General features: G+C 64.7%; 21 protein-coding genes. All 21 read left to right on the top strand.

Going from position 1 to position 21,286, the window contains the following annotated elements; translation table 11 throughout:
• Positions 1-3: 3 nt before the first annotated feature.
• The 21 genes from VIG32_06570 (at position 4) to purD (ending at position 21,195) form a co-directional block, all read left to right on the top strand.
• Positions 4-1,023: an NDP-sugar synthase gene (locus VIG32_06570; protein HEY8297671.1), complete on the top strand. Its 1,020-nt coding sequence runs from the start codon at positions 4-6 to the stop codon at positions 1,021-1,023.
• 24 nt (positions 1,024-1,047) lie between these two features.
• Entirely contained in the window at positions 1,048-1,635 is a 588-nt protein-coding gene (locus VIG32_06565; protein HEY8297670.1) for a hypothetical protein, read from the top strand.
• Between the two features lie 35 nt (positions 1,636-1,670).
• Entirely contained in the window at positions 1,671-1,949 is a 279-nt protein-coding gene (locus VIG32_06560; protein ID HEY8297669.1) for a DUF427 domain-containing protein, read from the top strand.
• Positions 1,925-3,046, top strand: coding sequence for a bifunctional diaminohydroxyphosphoribosylaminopyrimidine deaminase/5-amino-6-(5-phosphoribosylamino)uracil reductase RibD (gene ribD, locus VIG32_06555; GenBank protein HEY8297668.1), 1,122 nt, complete (start codon positions 1,925-1,927; stop codon positions 3,044-3,046). The genes VIG32_06560 and ribD overlap by 25 nt, the downstream gene beginning before the upstream one ends.
• Entirely contained in the window at positions 3,039-3,662 is a 624-nt protein-coding gene (locus VIG32_06550) for a riboflavin synthase (protein ID HEY8297667.1), read from the top strand. Before ribD ends, VIG32_06550 begins: the two co-directional genes overlap by 8 nt.
• Positions 3,659-4,138, top strand: a complete 480-nt coding sequence (locus VIG32_06545) for a thioesterase family protein (GenBank protein ID HEY8297666.1) — start codon at positions 3,659-3,661, stop codon at positions 4,136-4,138. Before VIG32_06550 ends, VIG32_06545 begins: the two co-directional genes overlap by 4 nt.
• Positions 4,139-4,299: 161 nt before the next feature.
• Entirely contained in the window at positions 4,300-5,739 is a 1,440-nt protein-coding gene (locus VIG32_06540; protein ID HEY8297665.1) for a bifunctional 3,4-dihydroxy-2-butanone-4-phosphate synthase/GTP cyclohydrolase II, read from the top strand.
• On the top strand, positions 5,736-6,245 hold the full coding sequence (gene ribH, locus VIG32_06535; protein ID HEY8297664.1) for a 6,7-dimethyl-8-ribityllumazine synthase: 510 nt from the start codon (positions 5,736-5,738) through the stop codon (positions 6,243-6,245). Before VIG32_06540 ends, ribH begins: the two co-directional genes overlap by 4 nt.
• 168 nt (positions 6,246-6,413) lie before the next feature.
• Entirely contained in the window at positions 6,414-6,695 is a 282-nt protein-coding gene (locus tag VIG32_06530; GenBank protein HEY8297663.1) for a zinc-ribbon domain containing protein, read from the top strand.
• Positions 6,696-6,723: 28 nt separating this feature from the next.
• Positions 6,724-7,761: an S-methyl-5-thioribose-1-phosphate isomerase gene (gene mtnA, locus VIG32_06525; GenBank protein HEY8297662.1), complete on the top strand. Its 1,038-nt coding sequence runs from the start codon at positions 6,724-6,726 to the stop codon at positions 7,759-7,761.
• Complete coding sequence (locus VIG32_06520; GenBank protein HEY8297661.1) at positions 7,758-8,744, top strand: hypothetical protein; 987 nt, start codon at positions 7,758-7,760, stop codon at positions 8,742-8,744. Before mtnA ends, VIG32_06520 begins: the two co-directional genes overlap by 4 nt.
• Positions 8,745-8,800: 56 nt before the next feature.
• Entirely contained in the window at positions 8,801-10,219 is a 1,419-nt protein-coding gene (gene purB, locus VIG32_06515; protein ID HEY8297660.1) for an adenylosuccinate lyase, read from the top strand.
• Positions 10,220-10,346: 127 nt separating this feature from the next.
• Complete coding sequence (locus VIG32_06510) at positions 10,347-11,552, top strand: phosphoribosylaminoimidazolesuccinocarboxamide synthase (protein HEY8297659.1); 1,206 nt, start codon at positions 10,347-10,349, stop codon at positions 11,550-11,552.
• The gene (gene purL / locus VIG32_06505) at positions 11,545-13,851 is read left to right on the top strand and encodes a phosphoribosylformylglycinamidine synthase subunit PurL (protein ID HEY8297658.1); all 2,307 of its coding nucleotides are present in this window, start codon (positions 11,545-11,547) and stop codon (positions 13,849-13,851) included. Before VIG32_06510 ends, purL begins: the two co-directional genes overlap by 8 nt.
• Positions 13,848-14,612, top strand: a complete 765-nt coding sequence (purQ, locus tag VIG32_06500) for a phosphoribosylformylglycinamidine synthase I (GenBank protein HEY8297657.1) — start codon at positions 13,848-13,850, stop codon at positions 14,610-14,612. Before purL ends, purQ begins: the two co-directional genes overlap by 4 nt.
• Positions 14,609-15,013, top strand: coding sequence for a hypothetical protein (locus VIG32_06495; GenBank protein HEY8297656.1), 405 nt, complete (start codon positions 14,609-14,611; stop codon positions 15,011-15,013). The genes purQ and VIG32_06495 overlap by 4 nt, the downstream gene beginning before the upstream one ends.
• The gene (locus tag VIG32_06490) at positions 15,010-16,038 is read left to right on the top strand and encodes a formate--phosphoribosylaminoimidazolecarboxamide ligase (GenBank protein HEY8297655.1); all 1,029 of its coding nucleotides are present in this window, start codon (positions 15,010-15,012) and stop codon (positions 16,036-16,038) included. The genes VIG32_06495 and VIG32_06490 overlap by 4 nt, the downstream gene beginning before the upstream one ends.
• Positions 16,019-17,134 (top strand): hypothetical protein, encoded by a 1,116-nt coding sequence (locus tag VIG32_06485; protein ID HEY8297654.1) that lies wholly within the window; start codon positions 16,019-16,021, stop codon positions 17,132-17,134. The genes VIG32_06490 and VIG32_06485 overlap by 20 nt, the downstream gene beginning before the upstream one ends.
• Before the next feature lie 36 nt (positions 17,135-17,170).
• Complete coding sequence (locus VIG32_06480; protein ID HEY8297653.1) at positions 17,171-18,304, top strand: DUF1297 domain-containing protein; 1,134 nt, start codon at positions 17,171-17,173, stop codon at positions 18,302-18,304.
• A gap of 36 nt (positions 18,305-18,340) precedes the next feature.
• Positions 18,341-19,921: a glutamine-hydrolyzing GMP synthase gene (guaA, locus tag VIG32_06475; GenBank protein HEY8297652.1), complete on the top strand. Its 1,581-nt coding sequence runs from the start codon at positions 18,341-18,343 to the stop codon at positions 19,919-19,921.
• Positions 19,918-21,195 carry a phosphoribosylamine--glycine ligase gene (purD, locus tag VIG32_06470; protein HEY8297651.1) on the top strand — a complete coding sequence of 426 codons (1,278 nt, stop codon included), beginning with the start codon at positions 19,918-19,920 and terminating at the stop codon, positions 21,193-21,195. The genes guaA and purD overlap by 4 nt, the downstream gene beginning before the upstream one ends.
• The last annotated feature ends 91 nt before the right edge of the window (positions 21,196-21,286 follow it).

Here is a 21,286-nt window from a genome sequence, read left to right as displayed (position 1 = left end):
GCGATGATTTTGGCCGGCGGCTTGAGCACGCGGCTGTATCCGCTGACGAAACAAGTACCCAAACCGCTGGTTCCCGTGGCGGGCGAACCGAACGCGGTGCACTTGATCCGCTATCTCAAAACGTACGGGTTCGACGAAATCGCCATCAACGTGCACTATCTGGCCGACGAGATCGTCCGCGCGCTCGGCGACGGTTCGGCGTTTGGAGTAAGGCTCGAATATCTGCACGAGTCACGGTTGCTGGGCAGCGCCGGCGCGGTCAAACAGCTGGAGTCGTTTCTGCGAGGCGGACCGTTCGTCGTCGTCGGCTGCGATGATTTAACCGATTTGCCGTTAGATCGTTTGTTCGCGTTTCATAGCGAGCGGCGCGCGATCGCCACGATCGGCCTGGTCGAACGCGATGAAGTCGAGCACTACGGCGTCGTGGTGACCGAGCCGTCCGGGCGAATCGTCGGCTTTCAAGAGAAGCCGCCGAAAGGAACGGAGCAGAGCCGGCTAGTCAACACCGGCATCTACGCGTTCGCACCCGAGATTTTCGAGCACATTGCGGCCGGCGAGTTCGTCGATTTCGGCAAGAACGTTTTTCCGGCGCTGCAAGCGGCCAATGCGGCGTTCTTCGGATACGATGCGCGCGGTGCGTATTGGTGCGATATCGGCACGCCCGGCGAATACCGGCGCGCAAGTTTCGACGTGGTCGACGGGCAATTCGAGCTTGCCGGCGCGCGCGCGCGCGGAATCGACGCGAGCGCCACGGTCGCGCCCGACGCGCGCATCGACGCGAACGTTTGGGTGGGAGAAGGCGCGAGTATCGAACGGGCCGTGCGGATCGCGGGCCCATCGGTGATCGGCAGCGGCGTCCGCATCGAAGCCGGCGCCACGATCGAGCGCTCGATCCTCTGGCAAGATGCGCGGGTCGGCGCCGGCGCCGATATCCGCGGCTCGATCGTGGGAATGGGCTATCGCGTCCCAGCCGGCGCAACGCTGCGCGATGCGGTGGTTGCAAACGAGCCGGTAGAGGTGTGAGGCGTTCGTCGTGAACGATGCTCGATGTTCGCGACGATGCTCGATCTGCTCTTTCCGCCGCAGTGCGCGAGTTGCGCGACGATCGGCAGCGGTCTCTGTCTTCGTTGCGCGCCGGCGATGCCGCCGATCTCGCATGCGCTACCGACGTTGACCGTGCACGCGCTGGGTCCGTACGAGGGCGCGTGGCGCAGTGCCGTGCTCGCGCTAAAAGACGGCCGGCGCGATGTCGCCGGCGCGCTCGGCGAACGATTGGCGAGCCTGTCCTGCGCGCAGTACGCGCTGGTTGCGGTTCCGACGACGAGCGCCCGGCGCGCCCAGCGCGGTTTCGACGGCGGCGAAATGCTGGCGCGCACGGCGGCGCGCATCAGCGGAGCGACGCTGCTCGAGGGTCTCGTTCAAGTGGCCGGCGACGCGCAACGCGGGCGTCGCCGCCCCGAGCGGCTCGCGGCTCGCGGCCGCTTCGAATGGCGCGGTCGCCCGCTCGAGGGGCGGCGCGTGGTGCTCGTCGACGACGTGGTGACGACCGGCGCGACGCTCGAGGACTGCGCTGCAACCGTTCGGACCGCGGGCGGAGTCGTGTATCAAGCGATCGTGGTCGCCCGCGCGGCGTAAACGAGGCGCTCCATCCCGAAAGGATTAGGACGTTTATGAAAGCCGTGTGGAACGGAAAGGTCATCGCCGAGAGCGACGAGACCGTCGTCGTCGAGAACAATCACTACTTTCCAGCCGATTCCGTAAAGCGCGACTATTTCGAACCCAGCGCGACGCACACCGTCTGCCCTTGGAAGGGTACGGCTAGCTACTATTCGCTCAACGTCGACGGAAAGCAGAATCCCGACGCGGCCTGGTACTATCCGGAGCCGAAAGATGCCGCCAAAGAGATTACGAACCACGTTGCGTTTTGGAAAGGCGTCACGGTCAACTGAAGCCGCTCGATCGGCTCTACGTGCGGCGCGCGGCCGAACTTGCGGCGCGCGGGCTCGGCAATACGTCGCCCAATCCGATCGTCGGCGCGCTCGTCGTTGCCGGCGGCCGGACCGTTGGTGAAGGCTATCATCACAAATCGGGCGAGCCCCACGCCGAAGTGCACGCGCTTGCGGCAGCCGGCTCGCGCGCTCGCGGCGCGACGCTCTACGTTTCGCTCGAACCGTGTAACCATCACGGTCGTACGCCACCCTGTTCGCAGGCGGTCGCGAATGCCGGAATAGCGCGCGTCGTCATCGGGACGGCCGATCCGAACCCGAAGACCGACGGCGGCGGCATCGCGTTTCTGCGCGCTCGCGGAATCGATGTCGAGATCGCCAACGATCCGGCGGCGCGCGCCGCGATCGAGCGATTTACGGTTGCAATCCGCAACGATCGACCGTTCCTTACCCTCAAGATGGCGAGTTCGCTCGACGGCTACGTCGCTGCGCGATCCGGCGCGCAAGACTGGCTTACCGGTGAAGAAGCCCGCGTATACGTGCGCGAACGGCGCATCGAACACGACGCGGTCATGGTCGGCGCCGGAACGGTGCGAATCGATGATCCGCAATTGAGCGTCCGTCCGCCGCACCATCGCCTGCGCGACTACGTGCGCGTCGTAGTCTGCGAGTCCGACGCGCTCGATGCGGCCAGCCGCATCTTCGCACCGGTCGAGGGCTACGCGAAGACGATCGTGCTCGCCCCCGCAGGCGCTCGCGAACGGTTCGCGCCCTTGACCCGCATTGCCGATGTCCTTTTCGTCGGCGATGCCGACGCGCACCGGCTCGAGCTCGCTGCTGCCATGCGCGCGCTGCGCGGCCGCGGGATTGCAAGCGTGCTTTGCGAAGGCGGTCCAACGCTCGCCGGGCGCCTCATCGCGGCGGGTCTGGTCGATCGATTTGACTGGCTTATCGCGCCGAAACTCCTGCGCACGGAGCGCGCGATACCGGTCTTGGCGGGAGCCGACCTCGCGGCGGTGCGGCCGGGCCTGCGCTACGATCGCGTCGAACGCTTGGGAGCCGATCTGCTGGTGTCAGGACTATTCGATCACGATGTTTAGCGGACTCATCGCCTACACGGGAACCATTGTAAAGCGCTCCGCGCTAAACGGAGGCGGCGTTACGCTGCGCGTTCGTTGCGAGAATGCCTCGGAGGAAGAGGTCGATCCGAAGGATTCCATCGCGCTCAACGGTGTCTGTCTGACCGCGACCCGCGTGGATCATAACGTCATCGATTTCGACGTCATCCCCGAAACGCTCGCGCGCTCGAATCTCGAGAGCCTGCGCAACGGCGAGATCGTGAATCTCGAGTACTCGCTGCGGCTCGGCGATCGCATGGGCGGCCATTTCGTTTACGGTCACGTCGATGCCACCGGCGAAGTACTCGCGCGCCGGGCCGAAGGCCAGGGCGAACGCGTTCGCATCCAAGTACCCGCGACGCTCGCGCCGATGATCTGCGAGAAGGCGTTCGTGAGCGTCGACGGTGTGAGCTTGACCGTGGCATCGACCGGCCCGGGCTGGTTCGAACTCGCGCTGATTCCCGAAACGCTGCGCCGCACGACGCTGGGGCGGCGCCACGTCGGCGATCGCGTGAACCTCGAAGCCGATCCGCTCGCGCGATACGCCCACGAAGCGATGCGCGCACTTTCGCGGCCGGAGTCCGCGGCCAAAGAATGAAGTTCAAGGACACGACACCCGCGGGCGCGCGCGTTTTCGAGACGCGTCTGCGCGTGCAATGGGGCGACATCGATATCGCCGGCATCATGTATTTCGCAGCCTACCAGCGCTTCGTCGAGCGCGCGGAGATGGACATGTTCCGCGAACTCGGCTTCCCGTACGATCGCATCTTCGACATCCACGACATCTGGCTGCCCCGCGTCCACGTGGAAGCGACGTATTTTAAGCCCGCACTGATGGACGATTGGCTGACGATGCGCACCCACGTGCAGAAGGTCGGCGCGTCGTCGGTACGCTGGCAAACGCAGATCCACAACGAGCGCACAGAGGAAGTCGGAGCGGCGTTTGACCTTACCATAGCCTGCATGGACCGCGTGCATTTCAAGAGCCGACCGCTGCCCCCAGTCATCCGCAACGCGCTGCTGGCGGGGACTGGTCGAACGGAGCGCTGCGAACCCGGCCACCCGGGCAACTAACAAACGCTGGCCGACATGTCATGCTGAGCCCGTCGAAGCACGAGCGCGCGACGCGGTCCTTCGACAAGCTCAGGATGACAAAGGGAAGAGCGACAAGGTCGGCGGCCGGAGGGTCGGACCGGTCCTTGACAGATGTTAAGCGTCGGCGGTAGGCTCGAGGTATGAACACGTTTGCCGATGAGTTGAACTCTGCGATGAATGCGGCGGGCCTGACCGCCTCGGAGCTTGCCGATCGAAGCGGCCTCACGGAGGCCGCGATCTCGTACTTGCGGTCGGGGAAACGGGAGCCGTCGTACCAGTCGCTTCAGCGGCTGACGGGTGTGCTGCCCGACCTGACGGGCGCGCTCGAGACCGCCTCGCCATTTGACTCGATCGAAGAAGCGATCAAGGACATTCGGGCCGGCAAGATGGTGATCGTGCTCGATGATGAGGATCGTGAGAACGAGGGCGATCTCGTTATGGCCGCCCAGATGGCGACGCCCGACGCGATCAATTTTATGCGCAAATTTGCCGGCGGCTTGATCTGCGTGCCGGTGATCGGCAAGCGGCTCGACGAGCTGCAGCTGCCGCAGATGGTCTCGGAGAACAGCGCGCTGCACGAAACGGCATTCACCGTTTCGATCGAAGCGCGCGGTCGCACGACCACCGGCATCTCCGCGCAGGATCGCGCCGCGACGATTCAAGCGCTGCTCGATCCGCACACGCGCGCGAGCGATCTCTTGCGCCCCGGCCATACGTTTCCGCTGCGCGCGCGCGACGGCGGCGTGCTCGTTCGCGCGGGCCAGACGGAGGCATCGGTCGATCTCGCGCGGCTCGCCGGCTTCTACCCGGCCGGCGTGATCTGCGAGATCATGGCCGACGACGGCACCATGATGCGGCTCGACGGACTCACCGAGTTTGCCAAAGAGCATCACCTCAAGCTGATCACCGTTAAAGATTTGATCGCGTATCGCATGCGCAACGAACATCTGGTCAAGCGGATCGCCGAGTTCAATCTGCCGACCGATCTCGGCGCCTGGAAAGGCTACGCCTACGAAAACGTGCTCGATGCGAATACGCACGTCGCACTCGTTATGGGCGAGATCGGCGACGGACGCGGCATTATGGTGCGCGTTCATTCCGAGTGCTTGACGGGCGACGCGCTGCACTCGATCCGCTGCGACTGCGCGGCGCAACGCGATGCCGCGATGACGATGATCGCCGCCGAGGGCCGCGGCGTGCTGCTCTATCTGCGCCAGGAAGGCCGCGGCATCGGTCTGGCCAACAAGCTGCGCGCCTATCAACTGCAAGATCAGGGGGCCGACACGGTCGAAGCAAATTTGGCGCTCGGCCTCCCGGTCGACAAGCGCGACTACGGAATCGGGTCGCAGATTCTCGTCGATCTGGGTGTTAAAGAGATGCGCATTCTCACGAACAACCCGCGCAAGATCTTCGGGCTCGAAGGGTTCGGGCTCAAGATCGTCGGCCGCGTGCCGATGGAAACGCCGCCGACGCCGTTTAACACCGGATACATGCAAACCAAACGCAAGAAGCTCGGACACATTTTCAACGACAAACAGCTTCCGCGCGAGGGCGCGCTGCCGCACGGCGATCACGCATGACCAAACGCGACGACGCGGGCGGCGCTAAGGCGAGCGCGCCGGATTGTGCGGGAAAGCGATTTGCCATCGTCTCGGCGCGCTTCTACGGCGACCTCGCCGATTGGCTTGAGGACGGCGCGAAGCGGGCGCTGCGCGACTGCAACGTGCGCGATGAAGACGTGCAGGTCTATCACGTCCCAGGCTGCTTCGAGTTGCCGCTGGCGGCGAGCCGGCTGATCGCCGCCGACGAAGCGGATGCGGTCGTCGCGCTCGGCGTGGTGATTCGCGGCGAGACGCCGCACTTCGACTTCGTTGCCGGCGAGTGCGCGCGCGGGATCATGAACGTGCAGCTCGGGCTCGGCGCCCCCGTCGGCTTCGGCGTGCTGACGACCGAGACGCTCGCCCAAGCGCAGGAGCGCGCCGATCCCAAGCGCGGCGACAAGGGCTACGAGGCGGCCATCGCAGCGGCGTCCCTTCTGCAGATCCCGCGCGAAGAGAAGAAGGCGCCGGTCGGTTTCCGCGCCTGAGGGTCGAAAAAGACGGCGGACCAAGCAAGCCAGGAATGGGTCCGACGTAAGTCGCATATCTTCGGCTCGCCCTGTGGAGGGCCAGGTAACTTGCGCTCCGGCCGGGGGCCGGGCGCGACGGATTCGGCATCGTCGAATCCTCTGGAGGCTGGAGTCTTGGAAGATAAAATGCTCCTTTGCAAAGAGTGCGGAGGACAGTTCGCATTTACGGCTCGCGACCAGCAATTTTACGCCGAAAAAGGGTTTCAGAACGAACCCCAGCGTTGCCGCGATTGCCGCCTGGCTCGCAAGGGACAGACCGCCGGAGCCGCCGGAATGCCGCGAGCGAACTTCGAGGCGATTTGCGCGGAGTGCGGGACGACGACCACGGTTCCGTTCCGCCCGCGGGGCGATCGGCCGGTCTATTGCCGGACGTGCTTTACCTCGCGCGTACCGGTTGCAGTAGGCTAGATTTTCTTCCGGGCCGAACGCCCGGAGCGTGACTCTACCAGCGCTTACGCCCGTTACGTGGAAAGAAGATGCGATCGAGTATATCGATCAGCGCCTGCTTCCGCACGAGCTTCGTACGGTTTCAGCCCGCGGCATCGACGAGATCGAAGCGGCGATCAAAACGCTCGCAGTTCGGGGCGCGCCGGCGATCGGAATCTTCGGCGCCTACGCCGTCGCGCTGCTGCGCAAAACGCTCGCCGACGACGGAGCGTTCGCGGCCGCCGCCCAACGCGTGCGCGGCGCGCGGCCGACGGCCGTTAACTTGATGTGGGCCGTCGATCGCGTGCTCGCAAGCGGCGACATGCTCGCCGAGGCGCGCGCGATTCACGACGAGCAGCTCGCGATGGATCGCGCGATAGGCGAGGCGGCGCTCGAACTCTTTCCAAAGACCGCCCGCGTGCTGACCCACTGCAACACCGGTCCGCTCGCTACGGGCGGCGAAGGCACGGCCCTTGGGGCGATCGTTGCCGCGCATCGCGCCGGGCGGAGCCTTCGCGTGTACGTGGACGAAACGCGCCCACTGATGCAGGGATCGCGGCTGACGTATCTGGAGTTGACGCGCGCGGGCGTCGAGGCGACGCTGCTGGTGGATAGCGCGGCCGCCATCGCCATGCAGCGCAAAGCGATCGACCTGGTGATCGTCGGCGCGGATCGCATCGCGCGAAACGGCGATACTGCGAATAAGATCGGCACGTACGGCCTGGCGATTCTCGCCGCGCACCACGGCATTCCGTTCTACGTTGCGGCGCCGCGCTCGACGATCGATTTCACACTCGCGACCGGAACGCAGATTCCGATCGAAGAGCGGTCGCACGACGAGGTAGCGGGTTTCGGCGGCGTGCGAGCGGCCATGGAAGGCGCACACGCATTCAATCCGGCGTTCGACGTGACCCCGGGCCATCTCGTGAGCGCGTTCGTCACCGAGTACGGCATCCTGCGCTCGCCGTATCCGGAAACGATTCCCGAACTGGAATATCGCCCGCGCTATTTTCAGATGGCAACCGCGAGGCGCTCGCCCGCGCAATGAAGTTCTACGATTTCGTCGACAAGACGCCCGCGATCGGCAAGCTGGTTGTCGTCGAGGGGACCGAGCGGGTGCTGGCCGACCGCGCGCTCGATATGCTGGTGGACCGCGTCCTGCCCGATGCCGGCATGCGCGATCTCAATCTCGAGCGTTTTGCAGCGGCCGAGCTCGATAATGCCGGCCGCGTGCGCGAAGCCGTGCAAGCGATGCCGTTTCTCGCCGAATCGCGATTGGTCGTCGTTACCGATACGCAGACGCTGCGCGCCGCGCCGCGCCGCGAGCTCTGGGAAGTCGCGCAAGCGGTTCCGGCCGGCAACACGCTCGTGCTGCTGGATCTGCTTTCGCCGCGCGCGCAGCGTCCGGAGCCGTTCGGCGCCATGGCGGGGCGCAGCGCGCTGCGCATCGATACGACGACCAACGAAGACGCGCGCACCCGATTTATCCAGGAGACGCTAACGCGACTGGGATCGAGCGCCGATGCGCGCGTCGTCGACGAGTTGGCGCGCAGCAGTGCCGACCTCGCAGCGGTGCGCAACGACCTGGAAAAACTCGCCCTCGGCGGCAAGAAAATCACCTACCACGACCTCGAGCGCGAGAGCCTCGCGGTCGAGGATCCGAAAGCCTACCAATACGCGAGCGCCCTCGTTGAAGGGCGGGTCGACGTCGCCCTGGGGATCGCGCTCGAGATGTTCGCCAACGATCCGCGCGGCGCGGGAATACCGCTCGTGAGCGCGTTGGCCACGGAGTGCGGGCTGCTCTGGGAACTGGCGCGCCCCGGCGGCACGCTGCCCGCGCGTGCGAAGTGGCGCGAGCGTTTTCTGCGGCCGGTCGCCGCTCGCGTGGGCGAACGCCGGGCGCGCATCGCTTACGAGCGCGCCGTCCGCGGCTTCGAGGCCATCGTCACCGGCAAAACCGACGACCCGAAGCTGCTCGTGGAGATGCTCACCGCCGAACTCTCCGCCTTAAGTCGCACCACGTCATCCTGAGCTTGTCGAAGGACGACAGGCACGCCGTGATGTGCGACGAAACGGCCTCGTATCCCATGGATTATCAAGCATACGCTTCGCCGTTCTCGTGGAGATACGGCCGCGCAGAACTTCGCACGTTATTTTCAGAACTGGAACGCCGCAAGCTCTGGCGCCAGGTTTGGGTCGCGCTCGCGCAGGCCCAGTCCGCGTCGGGGCTGGTCTCGGCCGAGGAGCTCGCCGACATTCGCGCGCACGCGGGTGAGGTCGATATCGAAGCGGCGCTCGCGATCGAACGCGAGATTCATCACGATCTGATGGCCGAGATTCGGGTCTTCGCGTCGCAGGCAACCCTTGGCGGCGGCAAGATCCATTTCGGCTCGACCTCGATGGATATCGAAGACACCGTGGAGACCTATCGCTTGCGGCGCGGTCTCGCGCTCGTGGGCCGCGCGCTCGACGATTTGCTCGCGAGTTTCGCCGTGAAGATTCGCGAGAATGCCGACCTCGTATGCATGGCGTTCACGCATCTGCAGCCGGCCGAACCAACGACCCTCGGCTATCGGTTCGCGGTCTACGCGCAAGATCTGCTGATCGACGACGCGGCTCTGCGCTTTGCATTTGAGAATTTGACCGCGAAGGGGCTGCGCGGCGCCGTCGGAACGTCGGCGTCGTACGAGCAGCTCTTTAACGGCTCGGGCGCGTCGGCGGCGATGGAACGCGAAGTGCTCGAACACTTCGGATTGGAAGCGCGCGAGATCAGCACGCAAACCTATCCGCGCAAACTCGATTACCTGCTGCTCACGGCGCTGGCCGGTGTGGGCGCCTCGCTCTCGAAGTTTGCGGCCGACGTGCGCATCCTCAGCTCGCCCGAATTCGGCGAGGTCTTCGAACCGTTCGGCAAAACGCAGGTCGGCAGTTCGGCGATGCCGTTCAAGCGCAATCCCATCATGTGCGAACGGATCGATTCGCTCGCGCGCCTGCTCCCGGGATACGCCGACGTCGCTTGGCAAAATGCCGCGACCAACTATTTGGAACGCACGCTCGACGACAGCGCGAATCGTAGGACGATTCTTCCCGAAGCGCTGCTCTGCGTCGACGAGATCGTCTCGCTCGCACAGCGCGTCGTCGACGGACTGCGCATCGATACGCGCCGCATCGCGCAGAATCTGCGCACGTACGGTCCGTTTGCGGGAACCGAATCGGTGATGATGGAGGCCGTGCGCGCCGGCGGCAACCGCCAGGAACTGCACGAATCGCTGCGCGGCGCAGCCATGGAGTCCTGGAACGCGATCGCCGCCGGCGCCGACAACCCGCTCGGCCAGCTGCTGGCCGAGGATCCCGAACTCACCGCGCGAGTAGACCCCGCCGAAATCCGCCGCATGCTCGACCCAACCACCCACGTCGGCACCGCCCCCCAACGCGCCCGCCAACTCGCCGAAAAACTCGAATCCCTCGCCCCCTTCCCAACCCAAAAAGAAGTGACTACACCATGAAACGATCGCACCTTGGCGGCGCCCTCGGGGAACGCTCGGATCAGCAGCAACATCAAGGCGCCATGCGAAAAATGGGGGCCCCAGCTCGGCTGGGGGGCGCGGAGGCCAGGCCGGAGCGCCTTTCCAAATGAATAAGGGCATCGAAATTACTCGGGGCAAGACCAAAGTGCTCTTTGAGCATCCGGGGCAGCCGGATATGTTGGTGGTGCAGCAGACGGATTCGATTTCGGCGGGGGACGGGGCGCGGCGTAATGAGATTGCCGGCAAGGGGCGGCTGGCGGCGCAGACGACGGCGCGTGTTTTTCGGTTGCTGAATCTGTGCGGTCTGCCGACGCATTACGTCAACGGCGGCGAGGACGACGACGACAACGAGATGCTCGTGCGCCGCGCGAACATGATTCCTCTCGAAGTGGTGGTACGCGGCGTCGTCGCGGGATCGCTCGCGCGGCGAAATCCCGGAATGCAGCGCGGATCGCTGCTCGTGCCGCGCATGGTCGAATTCTTCGTCAAGGACGACGCGAATCACGATCCGCTGATCTCCCCGGACGCGATCGTCGCGCAGGGCATTGCCAATCCGCAAGAGATCGGAATCATGACCGAACTCGCGCGGCTGACCTTCGAGATTCTCGCGCACGCCTGGCGCAAACGCGACGTGCTGCTCGTGGACTTGAAGATCGAATTCGGCCGTTTGGTCGGCGGCGACGGCAAGGGCCAACTGGTCATCGCCGACGTGATCGACAACGATTCGTGGCGCATTTGGCCGCAGGGCCGCGAAGACCGGATGCTCGATAAGCAGATGTATCGCAATCTCGAAACGGTCGACGAAAGCGGGCTCGCCGGCGTTAAGGCCGCCTACGAGCAAGTCGCCGAATTCGTCGGCTCGTTTCCGACGATGCGGCCGGGAATGGTCGCGATCTTCGCGGAGACGCCCGAACAAACGCCGGCCATCGATGCGGTCGGCCAGGCGCTCGCGCAGTTCGGCCTGCCGGCGATTCGCCACGTCGCAAGCGCGACGCGAACGCCGGGCTTCGTTTTACAGCTTCTCTCGCAACACGATGCGACGTTCGCGCGGCTGATCTACGTCACGCTGGGCGGGACCGACGGCGCGCTGCGCGCCATGATCGAGGACGGTACGACCAATCCGGTACTCGAAGGCTCGGGGGATCCGGCCGGGGCGGCACTCCAGTGCGCGAAAATGCTCGCTCAAGACGACACCGTGCTCTTCGGGCGAACCTTACTCGTGCAAACCAACGCGCGTTCGGTGATCTTACAGGCGGACGCCGCGCTCAATCCGCCGCAACCGTCGATGCCGCCGAACGTCCGCCTTGCGTAACTTCGCCGTCAACGGTCTCACCGACGAGGCATTGCACGCCGCGGCCTCCCGTGCCGGTCTGGCGTTACGCGTCGACGAACTGCGGCGAATCGCCGAACGCCTCGGGCGCGATCCGAGCGTCGTTGAAGTACATGCGTTCGACGCGCAGTGGAGCGAGCATTGTTCGTATAAGAGCAGCCGTCATCTGCTGCGCGCGCTTCCGATCGACGGCCCCACGGTTATGCAGGGGCCCGCGGAGGATGCGGGCATCTTGCATCTGGGCGAGTGGAACGGCGAGCGCTACGGCGTCGTGATCGCGCACGAATCGCACAATCATCCCTCGCAGGTCGTGCCGTTCGAAGGCGCGGCGACCGGCGTCGGCGGCATCGTCCGCGACGTGCTCTGTATGGGCGCCGAGGTGATCGCGATCGCCGACCCGCTGCGCTTCGGGCGCGTCGAGAATCCCGACTCGCACCAGCGCTATGTCGCGCAGGGTGCGGTCGACGGCATCGGCGCCTACGGCAACGCGATCGGTGTGCCGAACATCGCGGGCGACGTGTATTTCGACGATCGCTTCGACGATAATTGCTTGGTCAACGTGGTGGCGCTCGGTTTGATCAAAGAGTCGGAGATCATCCATTCGGCGGCGCCGCCGCACTCCGAAGGCTGGGACATCGTTTTAGTCGGCAAGGCGACCGACACGAGCGGATTCGGCGGCGCGGCGTTTTCATCGGTCACGCTCGACGACGCGGATGCCGACGCCAACAGGGGCGCCGTGCAAGTCCCCGATCCATTTCTCAAAAACGTCATCATGCGCGCGAGCTATCGCGTCTTTGCGTATTTGCGCGAGCACAAGATCACCGCCGGATTCAAAGATCTCGGCGCGGGCGGAATCATGGGATGTTCGGCCGAGATCTGCAGCAGCGGCGGCTTCGGCGCGATTATCGATCTCGACGACGTTAACACGGCTCTCGAGAACATGCCGCCCGAAGTGATCGCCATCGGCGAGACGCAAGAGCGGCTGTGTTGGGTGCTTCCTCCCGACGCTACGGCGGCCGTGTTGAGCATTTACAATCAGGAGTTCTCGCTGCCGGAAATCGCACGGGGCGCTCGGGCCGTCGTGATCGGCGCGGTGCAAAAGCAGATGCACTACGTCCTTCGGCACGGCGACGAGATCGTGATGGACGTTCCGATCGACTTTCTGACGGGTTCGATCCGCGACGAACTCGCCGTGCACGAACGCGCGGTGCCGCCCGACCTCGATCCAGCGAAGCGCTACGTGGAGGGCGATCGCGCCGCGAGCGAGCTTCTCGAACGCGTGTTGGGACACCGCGACGTGTGTTCGCGCGCGCCGCTCTACAAGCAGTACGACTCCGTCGTTCGCGGGACGACGGTCATCGCGCGCGGCGCGGCCGATGCCGGCGTTATCGCGCCGGTTCACGGGTCGCCGTTAGGCGTCGCTTTGAGCGTGGGCGGCAACCCGCGTTACGGACGAATCGATGCGCGGGCGGCGGCGGTGCTCGCGGTCGCAGAATCGGTTCGCAAAGTCGTTGCAGTCGGCGCGCGCCCGCTCGGACTCACCGATTGTTTGAACTTCGGCAATCCGCAAAATCCCGATCACTATACGGAGCTCGTGGTCGCGATCGACGGGCTCGCCGAAGCGGCGCGCGCGCTCGGGACGCCCTACGTCTCCGGCAACGTGAGCCTGTACAACGAATCGAAGAACGGCAACGCCATTCCGGCATCGCCGATCGTCGCTTGCGTGGGCGGTTTGCAGGACGTTGCAAAGGTCGTGACCGCGCCGTTCAAACGTGCGGGTTCGGTGCTCTACTATATCGGCGACGCGTCCAACGCGATCGGCGGCTCGGTCCTCGCCGAACTCTTGGACGTGCGGGACGCACCGTTGCCGCCGGTCGATCTCGTTCGGGCGCGCGCAGAGAACGACGTGCTCTCCAAAGCGATTGAGGCGGGCGCCGTCAATGCCGCGCGCGCGGTCTGCGGCGGTGGCCTCCTTGCAGCCGTTGCCGAGATGGCGTTTGCCACGCTCCATTCGAACGCCATCGGCGCGCAACTCGACGACCCGTGCGCGTGGACGCAGGGCGAGGTTGGCGATGCGGAAGCCCTCTTTGGTGAGGCGGGCGGGTTCGTCGTCGAGGCGGCCGATCAAGCGGCGTTCGAGGCGATGTGCGCCGACCTGCCCTTCGTGCACGAGATCGGCGTGACGATCGATCAGCCGGTCCTCGCCATCGATGAGGATGCGTTCTCCCTTCGAACGCTTCACGATGCGTGGGCGAAACCGCTGACCGAGGTCTACGCATGAGCGGCAAGGTTGCGGTATTGATCTTTCCAGGCACCAACAGCGAGGAAGAATCGTTGCGCTTGGCTCGCGACGTTGGAATGGACGCGCAGCTCGTGCATTGGAGCCGTTCTGCCGCGCTCGCGAATTTCGATGCCTACGTGCTGCCGGGCGGATTCGCATACGAAGACCGCATTCGCGCAGGCGCCGTCCCCGCGCACGACCCGATGATGGATGCCGTGATCGAGGGCGCGCAGCGCGGGAAGCTCGTTCTGGGAATTTGTAACGGAGCGCAGATTCTGCTCGAAGCCGGTCTCGTTCCGGGAACCGGCCCGATTCGCAAACCGACCGCCGCTTTCACGCACAACGCTCCGGTGCCGAAGTTCGTCTGCAAACACGTGCACGTGAAGCTCGCGATCGACCCGGCGCGCTGCGCGATCACCGCGTCGCTCGCCAAAGACGCGGTCATTCCGGCGTGGGCCGCGCACGGCCAGGGCCGGCTCGCGGCAACCGACGATCATTTGGAAGAGATCGAGGCCGGCGGTCACGTGGCGTTCGTGTACGCACACGCGGACGGCAGCGTCGACGCCGCCGCCAATCCCAACGGATCGGCGATCGGGTGCGCGGCGCTGACCAACGGAGCGGGCAACGTGCTCGCCATCATGCCGCATCCCGAACGCGACGCCTGGAACTTCAACCACCCCGACTCGCGCGGCCCGGGCGATATCCTCGCGCCCTCCGGCGGCGTCGCACTCTTCGCGAGCTTTGCGCGAGCGCTGCGATGACCGGACCAGCCGTCGCGATTCGTCTGAAAATCCCCGACAACGAGGCGTATACCGCGCTGACCGCGTTGCGCCGGCTCGGCGTCGACGTCGCCCGCGTGGAGCGCGCCGTCATCTACGCCCAAGCGGCCGCCGGGAACGGCGACTTCGTCGACCGCATCGCGCGCAACGAGACGCTCTTTAACTCCAACAAACACGTACTCGAGGTTCGCGAGAACGCGATTCCGCTTACGGGCGAAACGTGGATCGAGGAACTCGCCGCCAACGATCCCTCGCGACCGCGCCGCTACGTGGCCTGGCGTCTGTTCTCGGCGGGCAACGAGCCGGTCGACGCCGCCATCCTGACCGATGCGGCGACCAAACTTCTTTGTAACCCGGCCATCGAAAGGGCGCACTTCGGATGACTCTCAACGGACAATACGCGATCGCGACGCTCGGCTCGCACTCGGCATTGCAGATCCTCAAGGGCGCGCACGACGAGGGGTTTCCGACACTCGCGATCGCCAATCGCGAGACCGAGCGTCTGTACCGTTCGTTTCGCTTCGTCGACGAAGTGATCACGATCGACCGATACCAAGATTTCCCGGACCTGTTGGACGAGTTAAAGAAGCGCAAGCTCATCATCGTGCCGCACGGTTCGTTCGTTGCATACCTCTCGCTCGAGGAGCACAAGAGGATGACGATTCCGTACTTCGGCAACAAAGCCGTGCTCGATTGGGAAGCCAGTCGCGAACTCCAACGCCAGTGGCTTTCGAGCGCCGGCTTGAAATTACCGCGCCAATTCAAGAGCGGTGCCGAGATCGATCGCCCGGTGATCGTGAAACTGTACGGCGCGAAGGGCGGCAAAGGGTACATGTTCTTGCAGGACGCGCACGATTTTGAAGAGCGCGCCGGCCACCTCAAAGAAGAATACATGATCCAGGAATACATCATCGGGGTGCCGCTCTACATCCACTATTTCTATTCGCCGCTCGAAGACAAACTCGAAATCATGTCGATGGATCGCCGCTACGAAACGAACGTGGACTCGCTTGGCCGGATTCCGGCCGCCGCGCAAGAAGGCATGGACGTAAGCCCCTCGTACGTCGTCGTCGGCAATCAGCCGGTGTCGTTACGCGAGTCGATGCTTGCGGAGGCCTATCGCATGGGCGAAGACGTGATTCGCGTGAGTAAGGAAATCTGCGGACCCAAGGGGCTCTTCGGCGCATTCTGCATCGAGACGATCATCACGCCCGACATTCAGTTCTACATTATGGAGATATCGGCGCGCATCGTCGCCGGCTCGAATCTCTTCATCGACGGATCGCCGTACTCGTATCTGAACTACTCGGAGCCGATGTCGACCGGCCGGCGGATCGCGCGCGAATTAAAAAACGCACTTTTAACGAACAATCTACGTTTGGTACTTGATGACTCGAGCGTATTGTAAGTTTCTAGCCCTGGCCGTTTGTGCGGTCGCTTTCTTGCTGCCGGCGGCCTCCCAGGCCGCGCTGATGGCCGATCCGCAGAAACTCTATACGGAGATGAAGGCGGCCTACGATAAAGGCACCGCTCACGGGTGGGGATTCGTCGATCAGGAGTTCTACCTCTCGACGATCTTCAACGCGGGCCGCGCCTACTCGCTGCAGCGTCCGGACGATCCGAACTATGGCGAACTCGCGCAGTTAACCGTGGACATCGCTACCGGCCTTCACTACGATCCGCTTACCAACCACGACGCATCGCTGTGGTGGGTGCGCGAGGCCGCCGTCTACGTGCAGAAAAACAACGCGGATGTAAACGAGCAGACCAAAGCGCGCGACCTGCTCGCTCGCGCGACGGCATTCGAGGATCCCGCGAAGCTCGCGCAGTTGGCGGATCGAGATGCGAGCGCGAACGTTCAGACGTACCCGCGCGATCTCGACGCGCGCCTGCAGCAAGTGGAAGCGGATTGGCGCGGCTACATCATTACGAAGGACACGTCGTGGCGCAGCCTCGCGTTCCAACGTGCCAACGACGCCAACTTTCCGATCGCGCACCTGCCGACGACGTGGGGCCCGGAGTTCGTCAACGCGCTGCGCAACGCGGGCGCCGGAGCCGACGGCTACACCCAGGGCGACCAAACCAACGCGGCCGCCGTGCTGGCGCGCATCAACAAGGTCGATCCGCTCCTGATCATCGGGAGCGTGCGGGCCGTACCGCACGACGTGTATCTCACGACGCTCGCCCCGGCGGACGAGTACTTCGGCCCGCTTGGAATGTCGGTGCTCGGTATCCAGAACGAACTCAAGCGCATCAATACGTATCTGAACGCCGGTTACGGCGACCGCGAGAGCGGTCAGGGCCTGCAGGTTGCGGTCTCGATCGACGATATGCACAAGGTCTATCCGCGGGACCGCGACCTCCCAAAACTGCTGCTGGAATGTTACAAGACGCTCGGCCGAATGAACACCGCCGACGCTCGCGGCGCCGCGACGCATATTCGCTCGATCCTCACCGTCGAATATCAGGATTCGCCGCAGGCGCGGACCCTGTTAAGCGGTTAGCGGGTCCGGCGTCGCAACCCGTCTAACAGGTCGCGCGTGGACGACTTAGTACGAAGCGCGCTCGCGCGCTACGATCGCTCGGAACTCGCGCTCTGCTCGATCGGTAGCCACTCGGCGCTCGACGTGGCCTACGGCGCGCGCGCGCAGGGCTTGCGAAATGTCATCGTGACGGCGAAGGGCCGCGAGCAGACGTACGCGCGACACTACGCCGTCGCGAGCGACCCGCCGCGCGGCTGCGTCGACGCGACGATCGAGCTCGACTCGTTTGCGGATATTCTGCGCGAGGATGTCCAGGCGCAGTTGCTCGCGCGCAATGCGATCTTTCTCGCGAATCGTTCGTTCGAAGTGTATCTCCATCAGCGCTTTAGCTACGACGAGATCGAACGCGGGATGAAGGTGCCGATGTTCGGAAATCGCCGGTTGCTGCGGGCCGAGGAGCGCGACGAAGCCGACAATCAGTACGCGCTCTTGCGGCGCGCCGGGATCCGTTACCCGCGGCAGTTCGCATCGCCGGAGGATATCGACCGCCTCGTGATGGTCAAGGCGCCGCACGCCAAGGTGAGCTTCGAGCGCGCGTTCTTTCTCTGCTCGTCGCCGCGCGAATATCGCGCGGTGGCCGATCGTTTGATCGCCGAGGGGATGCTCGATGAGGGTGGTCTCGCCAACGCGGTCATCGAGGAATACGCGCTGGGCCCATCGGTCAACCTGAACTTCTTTTATTCGCCGATCTTGGGCGAACTCGAACTCTCCGGCACCGATACGCGCCGTCAAACCAACATCGACGGCTTGCGCAACGTTCCGCCCGGCGCGCTCAAATACGTCGAGAACGTACCGATGCGGATGGAAGAGGCCGGCCATATTGCGACGACGTTGACCGAATCGACGCTGGAAAAAGCCTTCGAGATGGGCGAGCGCTTCGTTGCGGCCGCGCGCGAAGCAAATCCGCCGGGCGTCATCGGACCGTTCGCGCTGCAGTGCATTATCGTGGCCGGGCCGCCCAAGGATTTTATCTGCTACGACGTGTCGCTGCGTATACCGGGATCGCCGGGCACCCGCTACACGCCCTACTCGGCGTACCGCTGGGGTCGCGACGTTTCGGTCGGCGAGCGCGTCGCCATGGAAGTGGTATTCGCGCGCGACCAAAATCGCCTGGAGGAAGTCCTCACGTAAAAGAGCCTGACCCACCCAAGCCGAATGGGAGGGGCGATGCTTTCCCCAGCTCAGGAACACACGCCGGCCGGTAGCGAGCCGGCGACGGTCTTTATTCTCGATTTCGGCGCGCAGTACAGTCAGTTGATCGCGCGCCGGACGCGCGAAATGAACGTGTATTGCGAGATCGTTTCGTACGACACGCCTTGGAGCACGCTTGCGGCACGCAAACCGGCCGCGCTCATCCTGAGCGGCGGTCCCGAATCGACGCTCGTGCCCGGCGCGCCGCAGATGGATCCGGCGATCGCGCGCAGCGGCGTGCCGATCCTCGGTATCTGCTACGGCATGCAACTGCTCGCGCGCGACGTGGGCGCCGAACTCACGAAGCTCGATCACGCGGAGTACGGACCGGCGACCCTGCGAGTCGATCGGCGCGACACCCCGCTGCTGCACGACGTGCCGGCCGAGTCGCGCGTTTGGATGTCGCACGGCGATTCGGTAACGAACCTGCCCGACGGGTTTGCCGAACTTGCGTCGACGCCGCGATGCGCCATCGCGGCGATGGGCTGCGCCGAGCGCAAGATCTACGGCGTTCAATTCCATCCCGAGGTCGTTCACACCGAACACGGCCGGCAGATTCTCGATAATTTTTTGCATCACATCGCCGGGATCCAGTCCGACTGGCAGATGGACTCGTTCGTCGATCGATCGGTAGCCGAGATTCGCGCAGCGGTCGGCAACGACAAGGTCATCTGCGCGCTCTCCGGCGGCGTCGACTCGGCCGTGGCCGCGACGCTCGTGTCGCGCGCCATCGGCGAGCAGCTGACCTGCGTGTTCGTCGATCATGGACTACTGCGTAAAGACGAAGCGGCGCGCGTCATAACGGCCTTTCGCGACGTGCTGCACCTCAACGTCATTGCGATCGACGCTCGCGAACGCTTTCTGCGCAAGCTCGACGGTATCGAGGATCCCGAACAGAAGCGCATCCTCATCGGGCACGAGTTCATTCGAGTCTTCGAAGAGGAAGCGGCTAAGATTCCGGGCGTCAAGTATCTCGTGCAAGGCACGCTCTATCCCGACGTGATCGAATCGAAGACTCCCGGCAGCAAAGCGGGCCACAAGATTAAGTCGCATCACAACGTCGGCGGTCTGCCCGAAGAGATGAACTTCTCGCTGATCGAGCCGTTGCGCTCGCTCTTCAAGGACGAGGTTCGCACGGTCGGACGCGTGCTGGGTCTCCCCGACCACATCGTGCAGCGCCAGCCCTTTCCGGGGCCCGGCCTCGCGGTGCGCATCATCGGCGAGATCACCGACGAACGTCTGGCGCTCGTGCGCGAAGCCGATGCGATCGTCTGCGACGAAATCGACGCCGCGCATTTGAATCCCAAGCCCTGGCAGTATTTCGCCGTGCTCACGCCGGTCAAGAGCGTCGGCGTCATGGGAGACGGGCGCACGTATGCGAATCTGGTGGCGGTTCGCGCGATCACGAGCGAGGACGGAATGACCGCCGATTGGGCGCGTCTGCCGCACGAGCTGCTCGCGCGCATCAGCACGCGCATCGTTAACGAGGTGCCGGGCGTCAATCGGGTCGCGTACGATATCACGTCGAAGCCGCCGTCCACGGTGGAATGGGAATGAAAATTCTCGTCGTCGGCAGCGGAGCGCGTGAAGACGCGCTCTCGTGGCGCTTGGCGGCTTCTGCCTCCTGCGACGCGATCTTTGCGGCGCCCGGCAACGCCGGCACCGCATCGCGCGGTGAAAATTGGGAGATCGCCCCGACCCAAGGGAAGAAATTGGTCGCGAAGGCTCGCGCTGAGGGCATCGATCTCGTCGTCATCGGCCCGGAGGTTGCTATCGCGGCGGGCGTTGCGGACCGCTTGCGCGAGGCCGGCATCGCTACCTTCGGACCGAACCGGTCGGGCGGCCGCCTCGAATCGAGCAAGGTGTTTTCAAAACGCTTCATGGAGCGTCACGGCGTGCCGACCGCCCGGGCGGTGGTCGTTCATTCGCTCGACGGCGCGCGTAAGGCGCTCGACGATTGGCAATGGGGCGCGGTCGTTATCAAAGCGGACGGTTTGGCATCGGGTAAGGGCGTCGTGGTCGCCGACGGCGTCGCCCAGGCGCGCGGCGTACTCGACGAGTGGTACGGCGCGGGCCGCATTCCCGGCGGCGGCACCGACGTGCTGCTCGAGGAGAAGCTTGAGGGCCGCGAGATCAGCGTGTTCGCTCTCTGCGATGGCCGGGCGATGTACCCCATCGCAGCTGCCTGCGACTACAAACGCGCCGGCGACGGCGATACGGGCCCGAACACCGGCGGCATGGGCGCCTACTCGCCGCCAGTCGGTTTTCCGGAAAATACCGACGATCTCGTCCGCGAGCGCATTTTGTCACCGGTGTTACGCGGCTTGCTCGCCGAGGGCGAGACCTATATCGGTGTGTTGTATTGCGGTCTGATGTGGACCAAGCGCGGTCCGTACGTCATCGAGTTCAACGTGCGGTTCGGCGATCCCGAAACGCAGGTGCTGATGCCCCGCGTCGCCGGCGACTTCGCCGCGTTGTTGAAATCGGCGGCCGACGGCGCACTCGATCTCAGCGCCGCCTCGTTCGTCGATAAAACGTGCGTCGGCGTCGTGCTGGCGACGAGCGATTACCCGCGCACGAGCACGCCGCTCGAGGGGTTGACCGAAGATATTTCTCTCGCCGGAGAGGGCCAAGCTGCGTTTTGGGGCGGCTCGACGCTGCGGAACGGTGCGGTCCATTCGGGCGGCGGCCGCGTGCTCACCGTCACGGCGCTCGGCGACGACGTCGCGCAGGCGCGCGCCAACGCCTATTCGGCCGTCACCTCGCTCGCGGTCCGGCTCGGATCGGCCGACTTGACGTACCGAACCGACATCGCGGCGTCGCTAGTATAGTCGCACGCGGCGTTCGCGATCGGGCGCGGCTAGGACTTTTTTCCGCACCGGCACTCGTGAATTAGTCCCGATGTCGCGCGCCGATTTTTTG

The sequence above is a fragment of the Candidatus Baltobacteraceae bacterium genome (assembly GCA_036559195.1).
GTDB lineage: Bacteria > Vulcanimicrobiota > Vulcanimicrobiia > Vulcanimicrobiales > Vulcanimicrobiaceae > JALYTZ01.
The sequence above is the reverse complement of the archived record's forward strand: the minus strand, read 5'-3'. Positions and strand labels throughout refer to the sequence as shown.